This is a genomic window from Arthrobacter oryzae, assembly GCF_037911235.1.
GTDB classification, from domain to species: Bacteria; Actinomycetota; Actinomycetes; order Actinomycetales; family Micrococcaceae; genus Arthrobacter; species Arthrobacter oryzae_E.
This window is the reverse complement of record NZ_JBBLYW010000024.1, coordinates 58294-80506: the sequence shown is the minus strand read 5'-3', so window position 1 is coordinate 80506 and position 22213 is coordinate 58294. Positions and strand designations below refer to the sequence as shown.

Annotated in this window: 20 protein-coding genes and 1 pseudogene; 16 read left to right on the top strand and 5 right to left on the bottom strand. The window is 66.3% G+C overall.

Annotated elements, in window-relative coordinates; all coding sequences use genetic code 11:
• The first annotated feature begins 5 nt into the window (after positions 1 to 5).
• The 9 genes from trxB to WMN78_RS08085 all read left to right on the top strand — a co-directional run bounded on the left by trxB (position 6) and on the right by WMN78_RS08085 (position 7674).
• Positions 6 to 995, top strand: a complete 990-nt coding sequence (gene trxB, locus WMN78_RS08125; RefSeq protein ID WP_340533191.1) for a thioredoxin-disulfide reductase — start codon at positions 6 to 8, stop codon at positions 993 to 995.
• Positions 996 to 1183: 188 nt separating this feature from the next.
• Positions 1184 to 2569 (top strand): FAD-dependent oxidoreductase, encoded by a 1386-nt coding sequence (locus WMN78_RS08120; RefSeq protein ID WP_340533189.1) that lies wholly within the window; start codon positions 1184 to 1186, stop codon positions 2567 to 2569.
• Between the two features lie 47 nt (positions 2570 to 2616).
• Positions 2617 to 3051: a low molecular weight phosphatase family protein gene (locus WMN78_RS08115; protein WP_340533188.1), complete on the top strand. Its 435-nt coding sequence runs from the start codon at positions 2617 to 2619 to the stop codon at positions 3049 to 3051.
• Positions 3052 to 3054: 3 nt separating this feature from the next.
• On the top strand, positions 3055 to 4305 hold the full coding sequence (locus WMN78_RS08110; protein WP_340533187.1) for an MFS transporter: 1251 nt from the start codon (positions 3055 to 3057) through the stop codon (positions 4303 to 4305).
• 64 nt (positions 4306 to 4369) lie between these two features.
• Complete coding sequence (locus tag WMN78_RS08105) at positions 4370 to 4606, top strand: hypothetical protein (protein ID WP_340533185.1); 237 nt, start codon at positions 4370 to 4372, stop codon at positions 4604 to 4606.
• A 231-nt stretch (positions 4607 to 4837) separates the two neighbouring features.
• Positions 4838 to 5914, top strand: a complete 1077-nt coding sequence (locus tag WMN78_RS08100) for an acyltransferase (protein ID WP_340533184.1) — start codon at positions 4838 to 4840, stop codon at positions 5912 to 5914.
• A gap of 29 nt (positions 5915 to 5943) precedes the next feature.
• A complete protein-coding gene (locus WMN78_RS08095) occupies positions 5944 to 6147 on the top strand; it encodes a hypothetical protein (protein WP_305940926.1) in 204 nt (67 codons plus the stop codon).
• Between the two features lie 125 nt (positions 6148 to 6272).
• The gene (locus tag WMN78_RS08090; RefSeq protein ID WP_340533205.1) at positions 6273 to 6677 is read left to right on the top strand and encodes a GNAT family N-acetyltransferase; all 405 of its coding nucleotides are present in this window, start codon (positions 6273 to 6275) and stop codon (positions 6675 to 6677) included.
• A gap of 58 nt (positions 6678 to 6735) precedes the next feature.
• Entirely contained in the window at positions 6736 to 7674 is a 939-nt protein-coding gene (locus WMN78_RS08085) for a 5'-3' exonuclease (RefSeq protein ID WP_340533182.1), read from the top strand.
• Positions 7675 to 7710: 36 nt separating this feature from the next.
• Here the strand turns inward: WMN78_RS08085 and WMN78_RS08080 are convergent, their stop codons facing one another.
• Together WMN78_RS08080 and WMN78_RS08075 are read right to left on the bottom strand one after the other, a co-directional pair.
• Positions 7711 to 8733 carry a LacI family DNA-binding transcriptional regulator gene (locus WMN78_RS08080; protein WP_340533180.1) on the bottom strand — a complete coding sequence of 341 codons (1023 nt, stop codon included), beginning with the start codon at positions 8731 to 8733 and terminating at the stop codon, positions 7711 to 7713.
• A gap of 114 nt (positions 8734 to 8847) precedes the next feature.
• The gene (locus WMN78_RS08075) at positions 8848 to 10311 is read right to left on the bottom strand and encodes a sugar porter family MFS transporter (protein WP_340533178.1); all 1464 of its coding nucleotides are present in this window, start codon (positions 10309 to 10311) and stop codon (positions 8848 to 8850) included.
• A gap of 207 nt (positions 10312 to 10518) precedes the next feature.
• Between WMN78_RS08075 and WMN78_RS08070 the strand changes: the two genes are divergently transcribed.
• The 7 genes from WMN78_RS08070 (at position 10519) to WMN78_RS08040 (ending at position 17862) form a co-directional block, all read left to right on the top strand.
• Positions 10519 to 10983: a GatB/YqeY domain-containing protein gene (locus WMN78_RS08070; protein WP_340533176.1), complete on the top strand. Its 465-nt coding sequence runs from the start codon at positions 10519 to 10521 to the stop codon at positions 10981 to 10983.
• 84 nt (positions 10984 to 11067) lie between these two features.
• A complete protein-coding gene (locus WMN78_RS08065) occupies positions 11068 to 12327 on the top strand; it encodes an MFS transporter (RefSeq protein ID WP_340533203.1) in 1260 nt (419 codons plus the stop codon).
• The gene (locus tag WMN78_RS08060; RefSeq protein ID WP_340533174.1) at positions 12324 to 13004 is read left to right on the top strand and encodes a VOC family protein; all 681 of its coding nucleotides are present in this window, start codon (positions 12324 to 12326) and stop codon (positions 13002 to 13004) included. The genes WMN78_RS08065 and WMN78_RS08060 overlap by 4 nt, the downstream gene beginning before the upstream one ends.
• Positions 13005 to 13104: 100 nt before the next feature.
• Positions 13105 to 14946: a gamma-glutamyltransferase gene (gene ggt, locus WMN78_RS08055; protein WP_340533173.1), complete on the top strand. Its 1842-nt coding sequence runs from the start codon at positions 13105 to 13107 to the stop codon at positions 14944 to 14946.
• Between the two features lie 275 nt (positions 14947 to 15221).
• Positions 15222 to 15602 (top strand): VOC family protein, encoded by a 381-nt coding sequence (locus tag WMN78_RS08050; RefSeq protein ID WP_340533171.1) that lies wholly within the window; start codon positions 15222 to 15224, stop codon positions 15600 to 15602.
• A 117-nt stretch (positions 15603 to 15719) separates the two neighbouring features.
• Complete coding sequence (locus WMN78_RS08045) at positions 15720 to 16688, top strand: D-2-hydroxyacid dehydrogenase family protein (protein WP_340533169.1); 969 nt, start codon at positions 15720 to 15722, stop codon at positions 16686 to 16688.
• Positions 16678 to 17862 (top strand): alanine racemase, encoded by a 1185-nt coding sequence (locus tag WMN78_RS08040; protein ID WP_340533167.1) that lies wholly within the window; start codon positions 16678 to 16680, stop codon positions 17860 to 17862. Before WMN78_RS08045 ends, WMN78_RS08040 begins: the two co-directional genes overlap by 11 nt.
• On the opposite strand, the gene WMN78_RS08035 is transcribed toward WMN78_RS08040, so the two are convergent.
• The 3 genes and pseudogenes from WMN78_RS08035 to WMN78_RS08025 form a co-directional block, all read right to left on the bottom strand.
• Positions 17849 to 19396, bottom strand: a complete 1548-nt coding sequence (locus tag WMN78_RS08035; RefSeq protein WP_340533165.1) for a carboxyl transferase domain-containing protein — start codon at positions 19394 to 19396, stop codon at positions 17849 to 17851. The two genes, WMN78_RS08040 and WMN78_RS08035, sit on opposite strands and share 14 nt — an antisense overlap.
• A 2-nt stretch (positions 19397 to 19398) precedes the next feature.
• Positions 19399 to 20646 carry a CoA transferase gene (locus WMN78_RS08030; RefSeq protein ID WP_340533163.1) on the bottom strand — a complete coding sequence of 416 codons (1248 nt, stop codon included), beginning with the start codon at positions 20644 to 20646 and terminating at the stop codon, positions 19399 to 19401.
• 61 nt (positions 20647 to 20707) lie between these two features.
• Positions 20708 to 22110, bottom strand: a pseudogene (locus WMN78_RS08025) (SLC13 family permease).
• Positions 22111 to 22213: the final 103 nt, after the last annotated feature.

The following is a 22213-nucleotide window of genomic DNA, read 5'->3' as shown; positions in this document are numbered from 1 at the left end:
CTTTTGTGAGCACCGCAGCGAGCACCGAACAGCTGATCATCATCGGGTCCGGCCCCGCCGGCTACACCGCAGCCATCTACGCCGCCAGGGCGGGACTGAACCCCCTGGTCCTGGCCGGAGCGGTCACCGCAGGCGGTGCCCTGATGAACACCACCGAGGTGGAAAACTTCCCCGGCTTCCCGGGCGGCATCCAAGGCCCCGAGCTCATGGACGGGCTGCAGCAGCAGGCCGAGCGCTTCGGCGCCAAGGTAGTGTTTGACGACGTCACTGAAGTGACGCTGACCGGGCACCTCAAGCGCGTGGTCACCGGCGCCGGCGAAACCCACGAGGCGCCCGCCGTCATCCTCGCCACCGGCTCCGCCTACAAGGAACTCGGCCTGCCCGAGGAGAAGAAGTTCAGCGGCCACGGTGTCTCCTGGTGCGCCACCTGCGACGGGTTCTTCTTCCGCGACCAGGACATCGTCGTCGTCGGCGGCGGGGACTCCGCGATGGAGGAGGCGACGTTCCTGACCCGCTTCGCCCGGACTGTCACCGTGGTAGTCCGCAAGGGCGAACTCCGCGCCTCCCGCATCATGGCCCAGCGCGCCAAGGACAATCCAAAAATCAGCTTCGCCTGGAACTCAGCGGTTACGACGATCCACGGCGACGGCAAGGTCACCGGCGTGACCCTTACGGACACGCGGTCCGGCGAAACCCGGGAGCAGGCCGCAACCGGGATCTTCGTGGCCATCGGGCACCTGCCGCGCACGGAACTTGTGGCGGGCCAGGTTGACCTCGACGCGGAAGGCTACATCAAGGTGGACGCCCCCACCACGGTCACCAACCTTTCCGGTGTCTTCGCCTGCGGTGACGCCGTGGACCACCGGTACCGCCAGGCCATCACGGCCGCGGGCACCGGATGTGCCGCTGCCCTCGACGCTGAGCGCTACCTGGCCGCCCTTGACGACGCCGACAGCATCGCCACGGCTTTGGTGGAAGAACCCACCCACGCCTAGAGATTGACAAGGGGAGGGGGTGAGCCGAATGGATACCGGATACTGCACCGACGCTGGCTGCTGCGAGGACGAATCCTGCACGGACCAGGACTGCTGCTAGCGCCCCTTTGGCTGCCCAACCAGGTAGCAGCAGATGTTGACACCTGGTTGGGCAGCAACCGCCACACCCACTGATGAAAGAGGACCTGATGGATTCGACGACGAACCTTCCCATTGCAGTGATCGGCGCCGGCCCGGTGGGCCTGGCCGCCGCGGCGCACCTTTTGGAGCGCGGCCTTGAGCCGGCGATCTTCGAATCCGGGCCCTCCGCGGGCGCCGCCATCGAACAGTGGCGCCACATCCGGCTGTTCTCGCCATGGCGGTACAACATCGACGCCGCCGCCGTCCGCCTGCTCGAAGCCGCCGGCTGGGAATCTCCCCGGCTCACGGCGCTGCCCTATGGCGGGGACCTGATCGACAATTACCTGGCCCCGCTGGCCGCACTGCCGGCCATCAGCTCACGGCTGGAGACCGGTGCAAAGGTCATCGCCGTGACACGGTCCGGCATGGACAAGACCCACACCCGTCACCGCGAAATCACCCCGTTCCTCGTCCGGGTGGAACACCAGGACGGCGAAATCCGCGATCATGCCGTGGCAGGTGTCATCGATGCCTCCGGCACCTGGTCCACCCGCAACCCGCTTGGCACCTCCGGCCTGCCTGCCATCGGAGAGGACACGGCCGCGGACAGGGTTTCCTCGCCGCTGCCCGATGTGACGGGACGTGACCGGGCCTCGTTCGCCGGCCGCCGCGTCCTGGTGGTCGGCGCCGGGCACTCCGCCGCGAACACACTCATCAGCCTCGCCGACCTCGCCAAGGAAGAACCGGACACCCGGCTCCTGTGGGCTGTGCGCGGCCCGTCCGCCGAGAAGGTCTACGGCGGCGGTGACGCCGACGGTCTGCCTGCCCGCGGACAGCTCGGCAGCCGCCTCCGCCGGCTCGTCGAGGCAGGGACCATTGAACTGCACACCGGCTTCGGCATTGCTTCCCTCAAGGCCCTGGAGTCGGGCGTGACCGTTGGAGCAGTGGATGGCCGCACGCTGGAGGCAGACGTCGTCGTTCCCTGTACCGGCTTCCGCCCGGACCTGGACATCCTCCGCGAACTCCGGCTCGATCTGGACCCTGCCGTCGAAGCGCCCCGGGAGCTGGGACCGCTGATCGACCCCGAATTCCACTCCTGCGGCACCGTTGCGCCCCACGGCGCCAAGCTCCTGGCCCACCCGGAGCAGGACTTCTACATCGTCGGCATGAAGTCCTACGGCCGGGCCCCGACCTTCCTGCTGGCCACCGGCTACGAACAGGTCCGATCAGTGGTGGCAGCCCTCGCCGGGGACCGCGAAGCAGCGGACACGGTTTATCTGGAGCTTCCGGAAACCGGGGTCTGTTCGTCCGACGCCGGAACCAGCTGCGACGTTCCGGCCGCAGCGTCGGCAGTCACAGCAGGCACGGCGGAGGCAGGCTGCTGCTCCGCCCCCGAACCGGTACTGGTCGGCTTCCCCACAGGGCTGTCCCACGGACGTTCCGGCAGCAACTGAACAAAACCCTCGACAGACTCCCTGCTCACTAAGGAAACGACTATTCCATGACCCAGGAAACCACCGGCTCACGTGAAGCCCCGGCCGTCCTCTTCGTCTGCAGCAAGAACGGCGGCAAATCCCAACTCGCCGCCGGGCTCATGAACCAGCTCGCGGGCGGGGCGGTGACGGTCTTCTCTGCGGGCACCAAACCGGGCAAGTCCCTCAATCCGCAGGCCGTTGAGTCCTTGGCCGAACTCGGTGTCGACATCACCGGCGAGCACCCGAAACCAGTGACCGACGAGGTCCTGGACGCCGTGGACGTCGTCGTGGTGCTGGGCACCGAAGCTAAGATCGAGCCGCGCGACGGCATTCGCTATGAGGTGTGGGAAACGGATGAGCCCTCCGAACGCGGCATCGAAGGCATGGAGCGCATGCGCCTGGTCCGGAACGACATCAAGGCCCGGGTCCAGAAGCTGTACCCGGAGCTGACTGGGAACTAGGCCGTGCCCGCCCCCGCGGTATCCCGGACACTGCTCGCGGAGGGTGCACCGCGCGGGGGTCTTGCTGCGTTGTGCGTCACTCAGACCACGGGCTGGGGCATCCTGTACTACGCCCTCCCCGCCGCGGTCCGGCCCATCAGCGAGGACACCGGCTGGGAACCGGCTCTCGTCACCGGAGCCTTTTCCGCGGGGCTGCTTCTCTCGGCAGCTGCGGGCGTCCTGGTGGGACGTGCGCTGGACAGGGCCGGGCCGCGTACCATCATGGTTGGCGGCTCCTTGCTCGGAGTGTTGGCCCTCGCGCTGGCGGGACTGGCGCCGAACCTGCCACTGTTCGCTGGCGCCTGGCTGCTCGCCGGAACGGCACAGGCGGCGGTGCTTTATCAGCCGGCGTTCACCGTGATCAGCCGCTGGTACGGCGCGCACCGGGTCCGGCCGCTGACCATCCTGACCCTCAGCGCAGAGTTTGCCTCCACGATCTTCGCCCCGCTCACTGCCGCCCTCAGCAACGGAATCGGCTGGCGGGCAGCTTTCCTGGTCCTCGCCGGACTACTGGGCGTGATCACGGTGCCGCTGCACGCCCGCTACCTCAACCGGTCCTGGATCTCCGCCCAGCACGGGGAACATCCGGCAACTGCCAGGGGCCGGGTCCGCGCCCTCCGCCGCAGCCCTGAATTCATCGGGCTGCAGTCGCTCATGATGCTCCTCTGCCTCGGCCTCTATACAGTGACGTTGAACGTCATTCCGCTACTGATGGAGAAAGGCGCCGACTACGCGATTGCTGCGTTCGGCCTCGGACTCATCGGCGCAGGCCAGGTTGGCGGACGTTTGGTCTTCTCCGCCATACCCTCCGGTGCGCGGCTGCCGGTCATTACGGTCACCGCCACCGTTGCGATCATCGTGCTCGCCCTCCTGCCGGGACCGGTACCCATGCTGATCGCGGCGGGCATGCTCGCCGGTGCCGTCCGGGGCTGCCACACCCTGCTGCAGGCCACGATCGTTGCTGATCGTTGGGGAACCGCCGGCCTTGGCACCCTCCAGGGCGCGTTCGCCGCACCCCTCACAGCCGTTACTGCCCTCGCCCCGGCCGCCGGACCGGCGCTGGCAGCCTGGCTGGGCAGCTACACGAACATGGCCTACGCCATGGCCGCCGCCACCGGAACCGCCACAGTAGCCGCTCTCGCCGCGGGCTTCACCAAAGCCACCCGTGGCCACAGGGAGATGGCAGGACGGGCGAACCACGGCGATGAAGGCTAGCTGCGGCGTGCCCTGTTCTCCCTCGGGGGTCGTGGAATTGCCGCCGGAGTGGCAGACTGCGGCCATGAATATCGAGCAATGGTGGGCGCAGCTCAAGCCGTCCACAAAGGCGTGGCTGATTGATAACAATGGCGATGCGGTTCCGGCGGAGATCGTTACCGAGATCACGAACGCCGGAGGAAGCGTTGAGGCCGATGCCTGGTGGGTTGGCGACAGCGGTCCCTCAGGTTTCTATTTCTCGGACGAAGCCATCGACTGGATCGAAGCTGTCGGAAACGGCGAAACGCCCGAACCCCGCTGACTGCTGCCACCACGACCTATGCGTCGCCCGCCAGGGGTCAGGTTTCGTCCAGATTGGCCGGGAATAATGGGCGGGGCGGCGCCTGGAACCGAACCGGCGCCCGAAACGAATTTATCCGGATAGGGCTGTGGAGGTCATTTGACGTTGCTGGTTGACGGAACGGTAGGAACGGTCGGAAGGGTTGCCGGGCAGGCCGCCGGTCAAAGTGCGGTGCGCCAGAGGCTGGACGGATTGGACGTCTTGCGCGGTGCTGCCGTGGGCGCAGTTCTCCTCGGACATTCCTGGCCAGGGGTCTTTCAGGGTGCCGGAATCGTCGGCGTCATAGCCTTTTTTGTGCTGAGCGGGTATCTGATCACGGGCGTGCTGCTTCGGGATATCGAACGGCACCGCAAAGTTCGCTACGGCCGTTTCTATGCGCATCGGGCCTTCCGGCTGTTGCCGGCGCTCATTGCCTTCCTGGGCGTCTATGCCGTCGTTGAGCTGACGGCGGACGTCCTGGGGGACCGTTCCAAGGGAATCATCGGCTACACCCTCCTTGCCGGTTTTGGCTATCTCAAGGACCTGCCGCTTCCTTTTGATGTCAGCATGGCCATCGGGCCACTCTGGACGCTGGCGGTGGAGGAACAGTTCTATCTGGTCTGGCCGGCGTTGCTGGTGGTTGCGCTGCGGAGGAACCGCCAGGCGCGGCTGGTGGGCTGGTCTGCCGCCGTCGTCGTTTTCCTCATGACGGCGACTGTGCTGGGGATGCTTGTCCTGGCCCCGCACCTTCACTCGCTGGTTTACGCCCTTCCCACAACATGGGGGCTCGGGCTGATCATCGGTTCGGCTGTGCGCCTCTACAGGGTCCGGGTGTTCCGCTGGTTCTCCGGTCCCCGGCTCCGGGTGGCGGCTTTGCCTGCCGCCGTCCTGGTCCTTGCCGCCGAGGCGTTCTTCCCCAAGGCTAACGAATCGCCGGTTTTCTTCTTCGTTGGAGGCCCGCTGGCCATGGCTGCCGCGGCCGTCCTGGTGGTTCTGGCGGCTTCCCGGTCGCGAAAAATGTCCACGTGGACACGCCCGCTGCAGCTGCTGGGCACGGTTTCCTATGCCGCGTACCTCTGGAACTATGTGGTCATTCTCTGGCTGAATGGCGGGTCCACGGCAGATTTGCCGCCGCTTGTGGCTGTCTCGGCAATCCTGTTGACATTGCTGGTGGCGGTCATCAGCTGGCACACGGTCGAAAGGCTGGGCCGGCTGGGGCGTGATCGGTTCGACGCTCACTATCAGGCCAGGGCCGGCTTCCGCCCACGATCCACTGCCGGCGGGGAGTAGGGTTTGCCATAGTCGACGAAGGAGTCACCATGAGCTACAAATATCGAACCGTCCGGGTCCGCGGTACCGAACTGGTGGGAACAATTGCCCGCAAGCATGGCGGTGCGCCCGAAATTTACGAAACGTCGAAGGACGCGAGCACATCAGTGGTTCCGGTGTTCTTCGAGGAGACGGGCGAGATCCGTTTTTTCGACAGGTCAGTGCTGCAGGACGTTGTGGCGCCTGCCGGTTAGCAGCGGACGTCAGGGTGGACGCCGGCTGATGTGCCGAGCATGATGAAGCCGTGACTTCTGATGACTCGGGCAGCGTCGGGGCGCCACGCAGGGCAACTCCGGCGGACGCCGCGACGGTGGCCCACATGCTCCACGATTTCAACACCGAGTTCGAGACGCCCACCCCAGGCACAGACGAACTGACGTCGCGGCTCGCGCAGTTGCTGGCGGGGGAGGACGTGGTGGTGCTGCTCGTCGGCGCGCCGCCCGGTGGACTTGCGGTGCTTAGCTTCCGGCTCAACGTCTGGTACCAGGGCCCGGTGGCAATCCTGGACGAACTCTACGTTCGACCAGGCCTGCGTGGCCATCGCCTGGGCAGTGCCCTACTCGCCGCAGCATGCGACCTGGTGCGCTGCCGCGGCGGTGCGCTACTTGAAATCAACGTGGACGGCGACGACACGGATGCCCGCCGGTTTTATGAAACACGCGGGTTTACCAACACCGAACCGAACGGCACGGAGCCGATGCTGTACTACTATCAAGAGCTTTGAACAGCAGTCCGCGTACCGGCAGGATTCTCAAGGAGGCACATCCGTGTCAGGATCAGGTATGCCCCACCGCCTGATGTTGCTGGACACTGCCTCGCTGTACTTCCGTGCGTTCTACGGCCTGCCCGACACTATCCGCCGCGCGGACGGCACGCCGGTGAATGCCGTTCGCGGCTTGCTGGACATGATCGCGCGTCTCACCACTGACTTTGAGGCAACGCATCTGGTTGCCTGCTGGGACGATGACTGGCGCCCGCAGTGGCGGGTGGACCTCATCCCGAGCTACAAGTCGCACCGGGTGGCGCGGGAGGTGGCTGGCGCTCCCGACGTGGAGGTGGTGCCGGATGCGCTCGAGGCGCAGATTCCGATGATCCGCCGCGTGCTCGAGCTCGCCGGTATCGCTGTCGTGGGGGCTGCTGAGCATGAGGCCGACGACGTCGTGGGCACCTATGCCAGCAACGCCGGCTTGCCCGTGGACGTGGTCACAGGTGACCGCGACCTCTTCCAGGTCGTCGACGACGACCGCCAGGTGCGGGTGATCTACACCGCGCGCGGCATGAAGAACCTCGAAGTCGTCACCGACGCGGTGGTCGTCGCCAAGTATCGCGTGCTGCCCGAGCAGTACGCAGACTATGCGATCCTCCGCGGCGATGCTTCCGACGGGCTGCCGGGCGTCGGAGGTATCGGCGAGAAGACGGCGGCGTCGCTGCTCGGCGAGTACGGCACGCTCGAGATGCTGCTCGAGGCGGCGACGGACGCGGAGAGCGGGCTCTCGGCATCTGTCCGATCCAAGCTGGGCTCGGCCTCGGACTATCTCAAGGTGGCACCCACGGTTGTGAACGTCGCGCGCCACCTCGGGTTGCCGACGCTCGAGGAGGCGGGTGCGCAGCTGCGCCCCGTGGCTGGCGGTTCGCGCGCCGACCTCGAGCGTTTGGCCACCGAATGGAACCTGGGAGGCTCGGTCAGGCGGCTCCTCGAGGTGCTCGACAAGCGGCAGTGAGGCACCCCGCTGTGGGGGCAACTCAGGCCGGGCGCGTCAGCCCTTAGGGACCGCCGCGGTGCTGTTGCGAACCACGAGGCGCGGGGTCAGTACTTCGGTGCGTTGGGACAGAGTCGGGTCGGCCATGCGCTCGAGGAGCAGGTGGGCGGCGCGGATGCCGACGTCACGGCTTACCGGGTCCACGCTGGTGAGTGAAAGATGCCGGATGCCGGCCAGGTAAGTGTTGTCGTATCCGACCAGTGACAGGTGAGAGGGAACGCTGATGCCGTGGTCGTCGGCGGCCGAAAGAGCTCCGACGGCGAGGACGTCGTTGGTGGCCAGGACAGCCGTCGGGACGTGCCCGCTGTCAATCAGGCCGTTCATTGCCTCGAAGCCGGAATGTTCGCTCAGGTCCGTCTGCACCACACGGATCTGATCTTGCAGGCCGTGGCGCGCCATTGTGTCCTGATAGGAACGTGCCCGCAACGCCGCTGACCCGGTCGGGGCAGTGAGGTAGGCGATGTCTCGGTGGCCGAGGCTGATCAGGTGTTCGACGGCGATCCGTGCTCCGGCGACGTCGTCGTTGGTGACGAGGTCCGCGGAGGGAAGCTCGAAAGCGCGGGTCCCGACGACGACGGTCGGGGTATGCGTGGCAGCCCGTAACAGGTTGTCATCGGGCTGGACGTCTCCGGCGATGATGAGCCCGTCGACGCGGAGGTCCATGAACGCCGCCACCGGACTATCGCCCGGCCGGGCCAGGTAGGTGGGGTCACTGAGGACCATGCGCAGGTTCTGCCCGCCGAGTACGCTCTGCAGTCCGTCGAGCAGTTCCACGAACCAGGGATTCGCCAGATCATCCAGCAGTACCCCGACAATGCGGGTACGTCCGCTGGCCAGCCAGCGGGCGGCATGGCTTGGACGGTAGTCGAGCTCTGCGATGGCTTCGGCAACAGCCTGCCGCTTTTCTGCGCTGACTTTGGGGGAGTCCCGCAGCACCAGCGAAACAAGGGCGCGGGAGACGCCGGCCACCCTCGCGACGTCGTAGATCGTGGCTCTTTTGGACACTTCCTGGTGCTTCACTTCACTCCCGGGCGATCGGCCGCTTTCTGCAGGTAAGCGTATCGCGGCCGGGGCGGCACTCTGCCGCCCCGGCCGCGATCGTCACAACGGCCCGGCTGTGGAGTTGAGCGGGCGTTACTTGGCCGCGGTCTTCGCGCCAAGCGCCGCCGTCGGAGCCGCGATGACGGGCAGGCTGCCGGTGCGGAAGTGCACCTCCAGTTCTTCCAGCGACTGCCCCTTGGTCTCGGGAACGAACTTGGATACGAAGACCAGGGAGGCGATGTTCACCAGGACGAAGACCGCGAAGGTTCCCGTGGAGCCCAGGGCAACCACCAGGATCGGGAAGAGGAAGGAGATACCGGCGTTGACCGTCCAAAGGGCAAAGACCGCGATGCCCATGGCAAACCCGCGGATGGCCATCGGGAAGATTTCCGACAGAAGCAGCCAGACGCAGGTGCCGATGAAGCACTGCACGAAGGCAACGAACAGCATCATGGCGGCGAGGATGGTGTAGCTGACGAAATCCGACTGCGGCAGCATAAAGACGACGGCGAGGATCGCCTGGGAGGCGACGACACCGGAGAAGCCAATGACCAGCATGCGGCGTCGTCCGACAAAGCCCAGCAGGTAAATGCCCAGGATGGTCATCAGCACTGAGGTCACGCCCACCGCGACGGTGGCGACGAGTGAGGCGCTGACGCCGAGTCCGCTTCGTTCCAGGATCGAGGGTGCATAGTAATTCACCGTGTTGATGCCGGTTGCCTGCTGGACCACTGCGAGGCCGATGCCGATCCAGAGGAGCTTGCGCATCCACGGGTTGTTCTTCAGGTCGCGCCAGGCGTGGGAGCGCTCAGTCTTTGCTGTGTTGGCGGATTCGACGATTTCCTTGTATTCGAAGTCGGCTTCTTCCGGGCTGCGGCTTAGGTCCAGGATGCGGCGGCTGTCGGAAAAGCGCTCCCGGATCGCAAACCAGCGGGGCGATTCGGGCAGGATGAGCATGCCGATCAACAGCGCGATGGCGGGAATGGATGCCACGCCCAGCATCAGGCGCCAGACCTCCGCGTCGTGGATGAGCGAGTCGAGAAGGGCGTTGATGGCAAAGGCGAGCATCTGGCCGGTGACGATCATGAGTTCGTTGATGGTGACCATGCGCCCCCGGAGATGAGCCGGTGCCATCTCTGCCAGGTACAGGGGGCAGGTGACAGCTGCGGCACCGACGCCGAGGCCGAGGATGACACGGGCCACCACCATGAAGCCGACCGTCGGCGCAATGGCACAGCCCAGGGCGCCCACCAGGAAGAGCAGCGCACAGATGAGGAGCGTGCCGCGGCGCCCGAGTGTGTCGGCAAGCCGGCCGCCGCTCAGCGCGCCGACGGCCGCACCCGGGAACAGCAGGGCGCTGACGACGGTGGCTTCTTCGACGGGGGACATACTCAGCGAGTCCTGCATGTAGAGCAATGCCCCGGAGATGACGCCGGTGTCGTACCCGAACAGGAGTCCGCCGAGAGTGGAGATGACAGTAAGGCGGGTCAAGTACCCGCGATGTTTTGAGCCTGATTTGTTGCCCTTGGCGCTGGGGCGTGTTGCGTGCAACGACATTGTTGACTTCCTCGGATCGTTCGGCCCGAACAATTGGACCGTTGGTGGGTTCCGGCGAGTGTGCCAGGTCACGTGCTGCATCCAACGTTAGAGCGCTCTAACGCCTGAGTCAAGACTTTGTTCTGACATAAGGTCAAATGGCCGAAAGGCATGGTGCCAGCACGTCTAGGGGCACAATGGAGGCAAAGCCAACGAAACGAGAACGCTATGAGCACCCTCAAAGAACGCCTCCACGGCGACGTCGTGATCCACATGAAGGACCGGAACAAGGTGGCGCTCACCACCGTGCGGAACGTCCTCGGTGAGATTGAAACACGTGAGAAGTCCGGCAAGACGCCGATTGAACTGGACGATGCCCAGGTAACCGGACTGCTCCAGAAGGAAGCCGCCAAACGCCGCGACACCGCGAAGATCTACACCGAAGCGGGGGAGGCCGACCGCGCTGCCGCGGAAATCGCCGAAGCGGAGGTCATCGAGGCCTACCTGCCCAAAGCCCTGACCCGTGACGAGGTCGAAGCCATCGTCGATGACACAATCGCAGGGCTCAAGGCCGAGGGCCAGGAACCGTCCCTGCGGCAGATGGGTGCCGTGATGAAGCCTGTGACAGCCAAGGTCGCGGGCCGGTTCGACGGCAAGACCGTCAGCGAGATTGTTCGGAACCGCCTGGCCTAGCTTCCCTGGCTACTGGTGCGCGCAGCCTAACGGGACGAGAATGGGCTCGTGCTCTCACCTCGCCCCAGCGGCGACGTCAACGCCATGAGCGCCGGCGCCCGAAAGATTCAGCGCATCTATCTCACGTTGACGCTGGGCAACACCGTTGCTGCCTCGTTCATCTGGGGCATCAACACGCTCTTCCTGCTGGATGCCGGGCTGAGCAACCTCGAAGCTTTTGCCGCCAACGCTTTCTTTACGGTGGGCATGGTGCTGTTCGAGGTGCCCACCGGAGTGGTTGCCGACGGTTGGGGACGCCGGGTTTCATTCCTGCTCGGTACCGTGACTCTGGCTGTAACCACCTACTTCTACTACGTCCTCTGGCAGCTGTCCGCCCCGTTCTGGTGGTGGGCGGTTGTGTCGGTCCTGCTCGGCCTGGGCTTCACCTTCTTCTCGGGCGCGGTGGAGGCGTGGCTCGTCGACGCCTTGCGCTTCGAGGGCTACGAGGGCGGGCTGGAAGAGGTGCTGGGGCGTGGTGTGATGGTGTCCGGCGTCGCGATGCTCGTCGGTTCGGTGGCCGGCGGCGTCATCGCGCAGATCACCGACCTCGGCGTACCGTTCCTCATCCGCGTGGGTGTGCTGCTGGCCATGTTTGTGGTTGCGTTTCGGCTGATGCACGACGTCGGGTTCACACCCGAGCGCTCGGCCCACCCGCTGCGGGCCACCCGCGCGGTACTGAGGGCCTCGACCGAGAACGGTTTGAAGAACCCGCCGGTCCGATACGTGATGCTGGCCGCGCCGTTCAGCGCCGGCGTCGGGATTTATGTGTTCTACGCGCTGCAGCCCTATCTGCTTGAGCTTTTCGGCGACCCCCGGGCCTATTCCGTGGCGGGGCTGGCGGCGGCCCTGGTGGCAGGCGCGGACGTGCTCGGCGGATGGCTGGCGCCCCGGATCCGGCGTCGTGTTCGCAAGCGCACTACTCTATTGGTCCTAAGTGGCGGCATCGCCGCCATCATCCTGGTGGTGCTCGGCTTCACCCACGTATTCTGGGTGGCCCTTGTGCTGCTGACTCTCTGGGCGGTGGTCGACGCCGCGAGCGTGCCGGTGCGCCAGGCCTACCTGAACGACATGATCCCCTCGAAACAACGGGCAACGGTGCTCAGCTTCGACTCACTGATTGGTTCCAGCGGCGGCGTGGTGGTGCAGCCGCTGCTCGGCCGCTCAGCCGATGCCTACGGATACGCGGCCTCGCTGGCAATCGGCGGCGTAATCCAGCTGATCGCGGTGCCGTTCCTGGTGGCCAGCCGCAGGCAGGGACACCCGGCCGATCTGTCCAACGCCCCCAGCGGCAAGGCTGCGCTGTGAACGCCCGAATAGATCACCTGGTGATCGCCGCCGATTCGTTGGAACAAGGAGCGGCGTGGTGCGCGGCAACGTTCGGTGTTCAGCCCGCGGGCGGGGGCAAGCACGCGTTGATGGGCACCCACAACAGAGTGATGGCCATCAGCAGCAACAGCTTCCCCGACTGCTACCTCGAGGTCATCGCGATCGATCCCGATGCGCCGGCGCCAGGGCGGCCGCGCTGGTTCGGGCTCGACCACCCCGGGCTGCGCGACGCGCTCCGCGACTCGCCCAGGCTGGTGCACGCAGTGGCGCGCACCACCAAGATCGAGATGCTGTGCCAGGAGCTTGCGAACTGCGCCCTCGATCCGGGTGAGCTGCTGACGGCTCAGCGGGACACGGCCTATGGGTTGTTGAAGTGGCGCATCACGGTCCGCAACGACGGCCGCATGGAATCCGCAGGTGCACTGCCCAGCTTGATCGAGTGGCAAGGGGAACATCCGTGCGCCCACCTGCCGCGCACGGATCTTTCCTTGCGGCAGCTGGTGCTCCGCGGAATTCCGCGACAGGCGTTCGACGTGCTGCAGCTTCCGGCCGTTGACACGAGCCCGATCGACGCTCTGCGCCAAGCACCGCTCAGCGCGACCCTGGAGTCGCCGCGTGGCCGCGTGGTGCTCGATGCCTGGCACACGGCGCCCTGAACGGCGTGGACGTCCGAATACATTGAGTGTTGAGTGTCACTACGGGCCGGAGTAACGTGACCCTCACCCCACTCCGCACCACCCTGACTCGGGAGCAACCATGCCAAAGGTGAGACGTCGAATTGCCGCCCTCACGGCGGCCCTGGCCATGAGCGTGACAGGCGGGGCCGTCATGAGCCCTGCCTTCGCTGATCCGACAGAGATTAAAAAGGAGCCCACCGCCACAGGCTACGGAGGCGCTGTCAGCACCGTTGACCCGGAGGCATCCGCGGCAGCGATCGAAGTGCTCCGCAAGGGCGGCAACGCGGCGGACGCCGCCGTCGCCGCGGCCGCGACCCTGGGCGTGACCGAGCCGTACAGCGCCGGGATCGGTGGCGGCGGTTACTTTGTCTTCTACGACGCGGAAAGCGGTGAAGTCGGCACCATCGACGGCCGGGAAACCGCACCGGCAGACATGCCGACAGACGCGTTCATCGATCCCAAGACAGGCAAGCCCTACCCCTTCACCCCCGAACTTGTGACCAGCGGGGTCTCGGTGGGCGTCCCGGGCACCCCGGCCACCTGGGAGCGGGCGCTCAAGCGCTGGGGCACCCTTGACCTCGGCGACGCCCTTGAACCCGCCATTGAGGTTGCAACCCGAGGCTTTGTGGTGGACGAGACGTTCCGTCAGCAGACGCTCGACAACGAGGTCCGTTTTGAGGCGTTCACGTCTACGAGCAGCCTCTTCCTCCCCGGCGGCGACGCGCCCGCCGTCGGCACTGTTTTCCAGAATCCCGACCTTGCCGCGACATACGAGATCCTCGCGGATAAGGGCACGCGTGCTTTCTACCGCGGTGCTCTCGCGGACGAGATCGTTGCCACCGTCCAGGCCCCGCCGAAGGCCGCCGGCACGACGCTGCCCGTCCCGGTTGGGCATATGACGACGAAGGACCTCGCTTCTTACCGCGCCCTGGACCAGGATCCTACGCACGTGGAGTACCGGGGCCTGGACGTTTACGGCATGGCGCCGTCGAGCAGCGGCGGCACCACCGTGGGCGAGGCGCTGAACATCCTGGAGCCCTTCGACCTTTCGGAGATGGGCCAGCCTGACGGCAAGAATCCAGCTGCCCTGCACCACTACCTTGAGGCGAGCGCGCTCGCCTTTGCGGACCGCGGCAAGTATGTGGGCGACCCGGCCTTTGTGGACGTCCCCACCGACGAGCTGACGGACCCGGTGTTCGGCAAGGAGCGCTCGTGCCAGATCGACCCGCTGAAGGCGGCTGGCAAGCCTGTCGACCCGGGGAACGTGACCGGGTACGACGGCGCGTGCCCGTCCGCCGCTGCGGCACCCGCCGATGAGACGGATACGGAGAACATCTCCACGACCAACCTGACGGTCGCGGACAAGTGGGGCAACGTGGTGGAATACACCCTTACCATCGAGCAGACCGGCGGGTCCGGCATCGTGGTTCCGGGCCGCGGATTCCTGCTCAACAACGAGCTGACCGACTTCTCCACCGTGTACAAGGAGGACGATCCGAACCGGATCCAGCCGGGCAAGCGGCCGCGCTCCTCGATGTCACCGACCATCATCCTGAAGGACGGTGATCCGTTCCTGGCGCTCGGTTCGCCCGGCGGATCGACCATCATCACCACCGTCCTGCAGACCATCCTGAACCGGGTGGACCTGGGCATGGACATCTCGGAGGCCATCGCGGCGCCGCGTGCAGCGCAACGCAACACGGCAAATATCAGCGCCGAGCAGGAGTTCATCGACGCCAATGCAGCGGACCTTGAGCCACTGGGTCATGTGTTCGCCAAGGCAGGGGATTCCTTCAGCTCGCTGCCGGAAATCGGTGCTGCGACTGCCATCGAGTTCAAGCCGAACGGGCGCATGGTGGCCGCTGCTGAACCGGTGAGGCGCGGTGGCGGCTCGGCGATGGTGGTTAAACCCTCACGGTGATTCGGTCTCTCAGGAGGCCGACGGCGGGAGCGAATCCCCCGCCGTCGGCTTCCATTTCCCTGCCTATATCCGCGAGGCCGAACTGCGGCCATAATGACGGTATGAACGCGGGGGAGACCCCGGGCCGGCCGTTGACAAGCCGCGTCCATGGACTCCCCTGCAACCGTCCCGGTGCACCGCAAACGGCCGGGAACCGGCGAGAGCCGGTATATCCGCCTCGCAGGCGCCGCCTTCGGGGCGGGCATCTCGCTCGCTTCACATAAGGAGAATTCGACATGCTCAAGGACAGTGAAGTCGCCGCGGTCCTCCCAGCCAAGGACATCGCCAGGGCACGCGGCTTCTACCGGGACGTCGTGGGACTGGACGATCCGGAGGTCATGGACGACGAAAACGTGTTCTACCGCTGCGGAAAGGGAACAACTTTCCTGCTGTACCAGACCGACAACGCGGGCACCGCGAAGAACACCCAGCTGGGCTGGATGACGGACAACGTCGAAGCCGAGGTCGACGAGTTGCGGGGCCGCGGAGCCACCTTCGAGGAGTACGACTTCCCGGGCCTGAAGACTGAGAACGGCATAGCTACCCTGCCGACAGGCAAGGCTGCCTGGTTCCTGGATACGGAGGGCAACATCCTCAACATCTTCCAGCGGACCTGACCACCCGTGGCTCCCGGCGATACAAACCGGGGGCCACCTGTATGTGCGCCTCCGGTACGGGGTGTGGCGGTAGCCTGACAGCAGTGACTGCACGCTGCCTACGCAAAGGATTCACCCATGCGCCTTGCCATTTTGGACGATTACCAGTCTGTCGCCCGGGACTATGCGCCCTGGGAGCAGCTTGCAGCCGACGGCGTCGAGGCCACCTTTTTTGACCGGCCGTTCAAGGACCAGGACGACGCAGTAGCCAGCTTGGGTCGCTTCGATATCATCATCGCCATGCGGGAGCGGACCGCCTTCGGGCGCGATGTCCTGGCGCAGCTGCCGGGACTGAAGCTCCTGGTGACCACCGGCATGGCCAACCAGTCCATTGACCTTAGAGCGGCCGAGGAGCTGGGCGTGGCGGTGTGCGGGACCGGCGGCTCGCCGACTGCCGCCCCGGAGCTGACCTGGGGCCTGCTGCTTGCTCTTGCCCGCAGCATTCCGTTCGAAGACCGGCGCCTGCGCGACGGACAATGGCAGTCCACCGTCGGCTTTGAACTCGCCGGCAAGACGCTGGGTGTCCTGGGCCTGGGCAAGATCGGGCGCCGCGTCGCCGACTACGGACAGGCGTTCGGCATGGAGGTCATCGCGTGGAGCCCCAACCTCAGTGATGAGGCAGCCGCCGGTGCCGGCGTCCGCAAGGTCAGCAAGGAAGCGCTCTTCCGGGAATCAGATGTTGTTTCGGTGCATGTGCGCCTCTCGGAGCGCTCCCGCGGCGTCGTGGGGGAGGAGGAACTGCGTCTCCTGGGGCCGGCGGGCGTGCTGGTCAACACCGCCCGCGGACCCCTCGTCGATGAGGACGCCCTAATCCGGGGATTGAACGAAGGCTGGCTCGGCGGAGCCGCTCTCGATGTCTACGACCTGGAACCGCTGCCCGCCGGCCACCGCCTGCTGTCCGTGCCGCGGACCGTCCTGACGCCTCATCTGGGCTACGTGACGGAGCAAAGCTACCGGGAATTCTACGGCGGCGCGTTCGGAGACGTGCAGGCCTGGCTCCGGGGCACTCCTGTTCGGCTGCTGACGGGTGCTTCCATTGGGAACTGAGCTGAGCCCCGGAGCCATGCCCTATCCGCAGCTCCGGCTCAATCTCGATGCCCTTGACAACAACATCCGCGTCATGGCGGCCTGGTGCCGGGACCGGCAGGTGGATCTGGCGCCACATGTGAAGACCACCATGTCCGCCCCGATCATCACCCGCCAGCTGGCCGCCGGTGCCGTCGGCGTAACCGTCGCCACCGTGGACCAGGTCGCTGCGGCGCTGGGCTGGGGCCACCAACGTGTTCTCGTCGCCAATGAGGTGGTGGACCAGTACGGCTTGACGCGCATCCGGACGTGGCTGGAGGAGGATCCGGGGCGGGAAATCCGCTGCTTTGTGGACTCCGTGGCCGGTATCGACGCGGCGGCGCAGGTTTTCAGAGGGGGAACGACCACAGGCCTTGAGGTGCTTCTCGACGTCGGAACCCCGGGCGGGCGCACGGGGGTACGCAGCCTCCAAGAAGCTGTCCAGCTTGCCGGTCCGGTCCGCGACGCACCCGGCCTCAGGCTCGTTGGTGTTGCCGGTTACGAAGGTGTGGTGCCCAACAGCAGGGCGGACGAGACCGTTGCCGCCGTCGACCGGCACTGCCGGCTGGTGCGGGACATCTTTCTGGAAGCCGCGCCGTTTTTTGAAACGCCTCGGCCCGTCTACTCCATGGGCGGCTCCGCGTTCCCGGACCGAGTGGCGGACTACCTTCCGGACGCCGGCCAGGTGCCCGGAACGAGGCGGATCCTCCGATCGGGTTGCTATGTCACCCACGATCACGGCACCTACGCGGGCGTCAGTCCCGTGCCCGGCCTGATCCCGGCGCTGACTGTCCGCGCCGTCGTGCTCTCAGTCCCCGAAGCAGGGATCGCCGTTGTCGGTGCCGGCAAGCGGGACCTTCCCTACGACGCCGGACTGCCGGTGGTCCTGTCTGCCCAGACCGCTGACGGCGACCCAAAGATCGGTGCGGCTGCTGCAGTGCGCAGCCTCTTCGACCATCACGCAGTCCTCACCGGAGTGTCCGGCCTGGACGTCACGGACATGGTGGACTTCGGCATCTCCCATCCCTGCTCGGCCTTCGACCGCTGGCCCGAGTACGTCGTTACCGACGGACAGGGACGGGACATCGATGTGTGGCGCACGGATTTCCACCGGTCCTCTTTGGACGCTGTTCGCGTGGGGATCACCCGGCGATGATGCCGCCCAGGTTCCGGTACTTTGCCAGCCGCCGGGGGAGCAGTTCATTCATCCCGGCGGCTGACAACGCGGCGAGCTCATATTCGATGGCCCGTCCCATGCGCAGGCAGAATGCCCTTGCCTCACGGGAGGCGTCGCCGTGTCCCGCATCGGTGCGGTCTGCATCGCCGCGTTCATCCACGATGTGCTCCACCAGGCCGTTGGCGTAGAGGGCTGCAACGTTGACGCCCTGGGCTTCCGACATGGCCGGGGCAAAGGCGGTGCTCCGATGGACGATGGCAGACGCGCCTTCGGGCGGGAGCGGGGACAGCCACGCATGCTGGGCGGCGATGGTGCGGTCCGCCGGCAGAAGGGCCAGTGCCCCGCCCCCGGCACCCTGTCCCAGCAATACGGATACGGTAGGCGAGTTCAGCCCGATCAGGTCGTGAAGTGACCGGGCGATCTCACCGGCCAGCCCGCCTTCCTCGGCCTCCTTGGACAGGGCCGCGCCGCCGGTGTCAATGACTGTCAGCAGCGGCAGCCCCAGCTCTTCGGCGAGCCGCATGCCGCGGCGTGCTTCACGGAGCGACGCCGGTCCCATGGCGGTCTGCCGTGAGGGCCTGGGCCGGGTGTGGCCGATGACCACGCAGGATTCCTGGCCGAAGCGCGCCAGGGCAAGCTGAAGCCCGGGGTCTTTTTCTCCCTGCCCTGTGCCGTTGAGCGGCAGGACGTCCCGTGCCCCGTGGGCCAGGAGCTGGCGCAGGTCTGGCCGGCGTGGATGTCGGGAGATTTCGATGGATTCCCAGGCGCCGGCCTCGGACGGTTTCACCGAGAGGGTCTTCGGCGGCGCAAGCCGCGGGTGCGGACCGCTGACCAGGATGCCCAAGGCGCGGTCGACGACGTCGGACAGTTGCGCTGGCGGGACCACCGCGTCGATCAGGCCCTTGTCGAAGAGGTTTTCAGCGACCTGGACGTTCTCCGGAAACGGCGTGCCGTACAGCGCCTCGTAGACGCGCGGTCCGAGGAACCCGAGCAAGGCACCGGGCTCGGCCACCGTGATGTGGCCGAGAGATCCCCACGACGCCATGACCCCTCCGGTTGTGGGGTGCCTGAGGTAGACGAGATAGGGGTGCCCGGCTTGGCGGTGGGCGCGGACGGCCGCACTGATTTTCACCATGGACAGGAAGGCGGTGGTGCCTTCCTGCATGCGGGTGCCGCCCGACGCCGGGCCGGCCAGGAGCGGCAGGCCCTCCCGGGTTGCCCGTTCGACGGCCGTGACGATCCGCTCCGCCGCGGCGAGCCCGATGGAACCGGCGAGGAAGCGGAACTCGCTGACGATGACAGCCACGCGGCGGCCGCGGATGAGGCCTTCGCCGGTGATGACGGATTCGTCCACGCCGGTCTTGGCGCGGGCAGCCGCCAGTTCCTGCCGGTACTCAGGCCCGGCATCAGGGTCGACCACCGGAGCGTCCCAGCTCAAGTAGGAGCCCGGGTCGAGCACGGTGGCGATGAGTTCGGCAGCGTCCAGGTGCCGGACCTTCTGTTCTGTCAGCATGTTCAGCGCCCTTCCTGCTCCGGGCCGGAGGGGGTGCCGTTTGCGCTGCCGGGCAGCAGACCAAGCCACTGCCGGATCTGCTCGCCGTCCTGGTCCAACAGCGGCGGGGCCGTGTGAGTCGTGAGCGTCGTTTCGGCGGTGTCCGCTGCACTGAAGAACCGCAGCGGCGGACCCGGCAGGCTGACGGAGCCGAGGAGTTTGTGGTCGACGTCGATCACCAGCCCTTGGGAGCGGACCTGCTCCCAGGCGTAGACCTCGTCCAGCGTCCGGACCTTGCCGGCCGGGATGCCGGCGTCGTTGAGCTTTGTGAGCAGTTCTTCGGCCTCGAACTCGGAGAACGCCAGCTCCACTTCCTCGATGACTTTCTCGCGGTTGCGCACCCGGTCCGCGTTGCTGGCGAATTCCGGCCGCCCGCTGTCGATTCCAAAGGTGGAGGCGAAGGTGTTCCAGAGCTTTTCGCTTCCCACGCTGATCTGTACCTTCCCCTGCCGGCAGTGGAAGAGCCCGTAGGGAGCGATGGAAGGGTGATGGTTGCCCTGGGCTTTCGGGACCTCTCCGGCCACTGTGGCCCTGGTGCCTTGGAAGGCATGCACGCCGATGAGTGCGGCAAGCAGTGAGGTGCGGACGATCTGTCCCTGCCCGGTCCGCTCGCGCTGCAGCAGGGCCGCGAGGGTGCCGAACGCCCCGTACATGCCGGACAGCAGATCGGCGATGGGAACACCCACGCGCTGGGGGTCGTCCGGTCCGGAGCCGGTCAGCGACATCAGCCCGGCTTCGCCCTGCAGGATCTGGTCGTAGCCGCTGCGCCGGGACTCCGGGCCGTCATGCCCGAAGCCGGTGATCGACAGGATCACCAATGCGGGGTTGAGCGCGTGCATTTCCGCTGCGGAGAAACCCAGCCGGTCCAGGACACCGGGGCGGAAGTTTTCGATGACGACGTCGGCGCGTTCCAGCAGTTCGCGCAGGACTATCCGCCCGTCGTCGCTCTTCAGGTCCAGTGCGATGGATTCCTTGTTCCGGTTGCAGGACAGGAAGTACGTGGCCTGCGGATCATCCTCAGGCCCGACAAAGGGCGGTCCCCAGCCGCGGGTGTCGTCCCCGGTGCCGGGGTTCTCCACCTTGATGACCCGGGCGCCGAGATCGGCCAGCATCATGCCGGCATGCGGGCCGGCCAGGGCGCGGCTCAGGTCCACCACAAGGTAGCCCGAGAGCGGACCGTCGGTCCGGGGCGTGGATTCAGTGCTCTTCATGGGAGTTCCTTTTGTTGAATATGGATGCCTGGGTTGCAGCGGCGGGGTTGGGTGGCGGCCCTTACAGCCAGCCCGGGACCACCATGACCAGCCAGGCGATCGCGGGACCGGCCACGACGACGATGCCGCTGTAGGCCAGGATCTGCTTGTAGAACCGGTCCTTGTCCACGTCTTCGGGCGCGTTGGCAAGCACCAGGGCGCCGTTGGTGGAGAACGGCGAGACGTCAACGATCGTCGAGGCGACGGCGAGGGCGGCGATGACGCCCACCGCGCCGATTTCGCCGGTGGCCAGGAAGGGTACGGCCAGCGGGATGAGGGCTGCGAGGATGGCGGTGGAGGAGGCGAAGGCCGAAACGACGCCGCCGATGTAACAGATCAGCAGGGCAGCGAGCAGCGGCATGCCGAGCTGGGCCACGCCGTCGGAAACGAACTTGATGGTGCCGGCTTCTTCGAGGACGCCCACGAAGGTGAGCATGCCGCAGATGAGAAGGACGGTAGACCAGCTGATCTTGTTCACAGCGCCCTTCTGGGCGGCCGGGGACACCAGGGCCAGGACGATGGCGATCGTGATGGAGACGAAGCCGACGTCTACCTTGAAGCCGAGCGAGATGACAGCGAGGGCGATCAGGCCCAGGATGGTGACGAGCTGGGGGATATTGGCGCGGGCCCCGTTCGCGGAGACGCCTGCTTGATCCGCTGCAGGCGCACCGGAGCCGCCTGACGTGCCCTTGGCCGAAACGCCGGCCGGGGAGATGTCCGAGCCGGAGCCCTGCAGGGTGACGCCGGCTGCGCGGGCGCCGACGCTGACGGACATCCGCGTTTCAGCGGCTTGCTCCACCACCCGGCCTGCCTTGGTGGAGCGGAACCTGTTGCCGCCAAGGACCAGGGAGAGCACCACCGCGATGGCGAGGTTGAACAGGAAGCTGGCCAGGAAGATGGCCATGGGGCTCGCTTCAAGGTCGGTTTTGGCGATGATGCCGTTGACGGTCACGCCGTAGACGGCGATGGGGGAGAAGCCGCCGGCCTGGGCGCCGTGGATGACCATCATGCCCATCATGAGCGGGTTGATTTTGTGCTTGGCGGCAAAGCTGAGTGCGATAGGCGCGATGATGGCGACGGCGGCGGGGGAAAGCGCGCCGACGGCGGTGATCAGTGCGGTGATGGCGAACATGACCCAGGGGATGAGTGCCACTTTGTTGCCTACCAGCCGGACGGCGCCGCGTACCAGGAGGTCTATGGTGCCGTTGTTCTGCGCGATGGCGAAAAGGTACGTGACGCCGACGATGGTCAGGAACAGGCCGCCGGGGAAGTTGGCGAGGATGTCGTTGGTGGACATGCCGAGGACGACCGACCCCAGCAGGAATGCCCCTACGAAAGCCAGGGCGCCCATGTTGAGGGGCAGCACACCGTGGCCAGCAGGAACATCACCGCCAGGATGATGATGGAAAGGACAGGAGCGGACATCGTTGTTCCTCCGGATCAGGGATGGGTGTGACGTGGATTACTGGCTCACTGGCCTAGCCTCCTAGACACTAGGTGACTTTGTCAATAGTTCTTCGGTAGGCTT

Bases quoted from the DNA above. Each gene is read 5' to 3' on its own strand.
- WMN78_RS08120 (WP_340533189.1), top strand. From the start codon at position 1,184: ATGGATTCGACGACGAACCTTCCCATTGCAGTGATCGGCGCCGGCCCG.
- WMN78_RS08115 (WP_340533188.1), top strand. From the start codon at position 2,617: ATGACCCAGGAAACCACCGGCTCACGTGAAGCCCCGGCCGTCCTCTTC.
- WMN78_RS08105 (WP_340533185.1), top strand. From the start codon at position 4,370: ATGAATATCGAGCAATGGTGGGCGCAGCTCAAGCCGTCCACAAAGGCG.
- WMN78_RS08095 (WP_305940926.1), top strand. From the start codon at position 5,944: ATGAGCTACAAATATCGAACCGTCCGGGTCCGCGGTACCGAACTGGTG.
- WMN78_RS08090 (WP_340533205.1), top strand. From the start codon at position 6,273: ATGCTCCACGATTTCAACACCGAGTTCGAGACGCCCACCCCAGGCACA.
- WMN78_RS08085 (WP_340533182.1), top strand. From the start codon at position 6,736: ATGCCCCACCGCCTGATGTTGCTGGACACTGCCTCGCTGTACTTCCGT.
- WMN78_RS08075 (WP_340533178.1), bottom strand. From the start codon at position 10,311: ATGTCGTTGCACGCAACACGCCCCAGCGCCAAGGGCAACAAATCAGGC.
- WMN78_RS08070 (WP_340533176.1), top strand. From the start codon at position 10,519: ATGAGCACCCTCAAAGAACGCCTCCACGGCGACGTCGTGATCCACATG.
- WMN78_RS08065 (WP_340533203.1), top strand. From the start codon at position 11,068: ATGAGCGCCGGCGCCCGAAAGATTCAGCGCATCTATCTCACGTTGACG.
- ggt (WP_340533173.1), top strand. From the start codon at position 13,105: ATGCCAAAGGTGAGACGTCGAATTGCCGCCCTCACGGCGGCCCTGGCC.
- WMN78_RS08050 (WP_340533171.1), top strand. From the start codon at position 15,222: ATGCTCAAGGACAGTGAAGTCGCCGCGGTCCTCCCAGCCAAGGACATC.
- WMN78_RS08045 (WP_340533169.1), top strand. From the start codon at position 15,720: ATGCGCCTTGCCATTTTGGACGATTACCAGTCTGTCGCCCGGGACTAT.
- WMN78_RS08035 (WP_340533165.1), bottom strand. From the start codon at position 19,396: ATGCTGACAGAACAGAAGGTCCGGCACCTGGACGCTGCCGAACTCATC.
- WMN78_RS08030 (WP_340533163.1), bottom strand. From the start codon at position 20,646: ATGAAGAGCACTGAATCCACGCCCCGGACCGACGGTCCGCTCTCGGGC.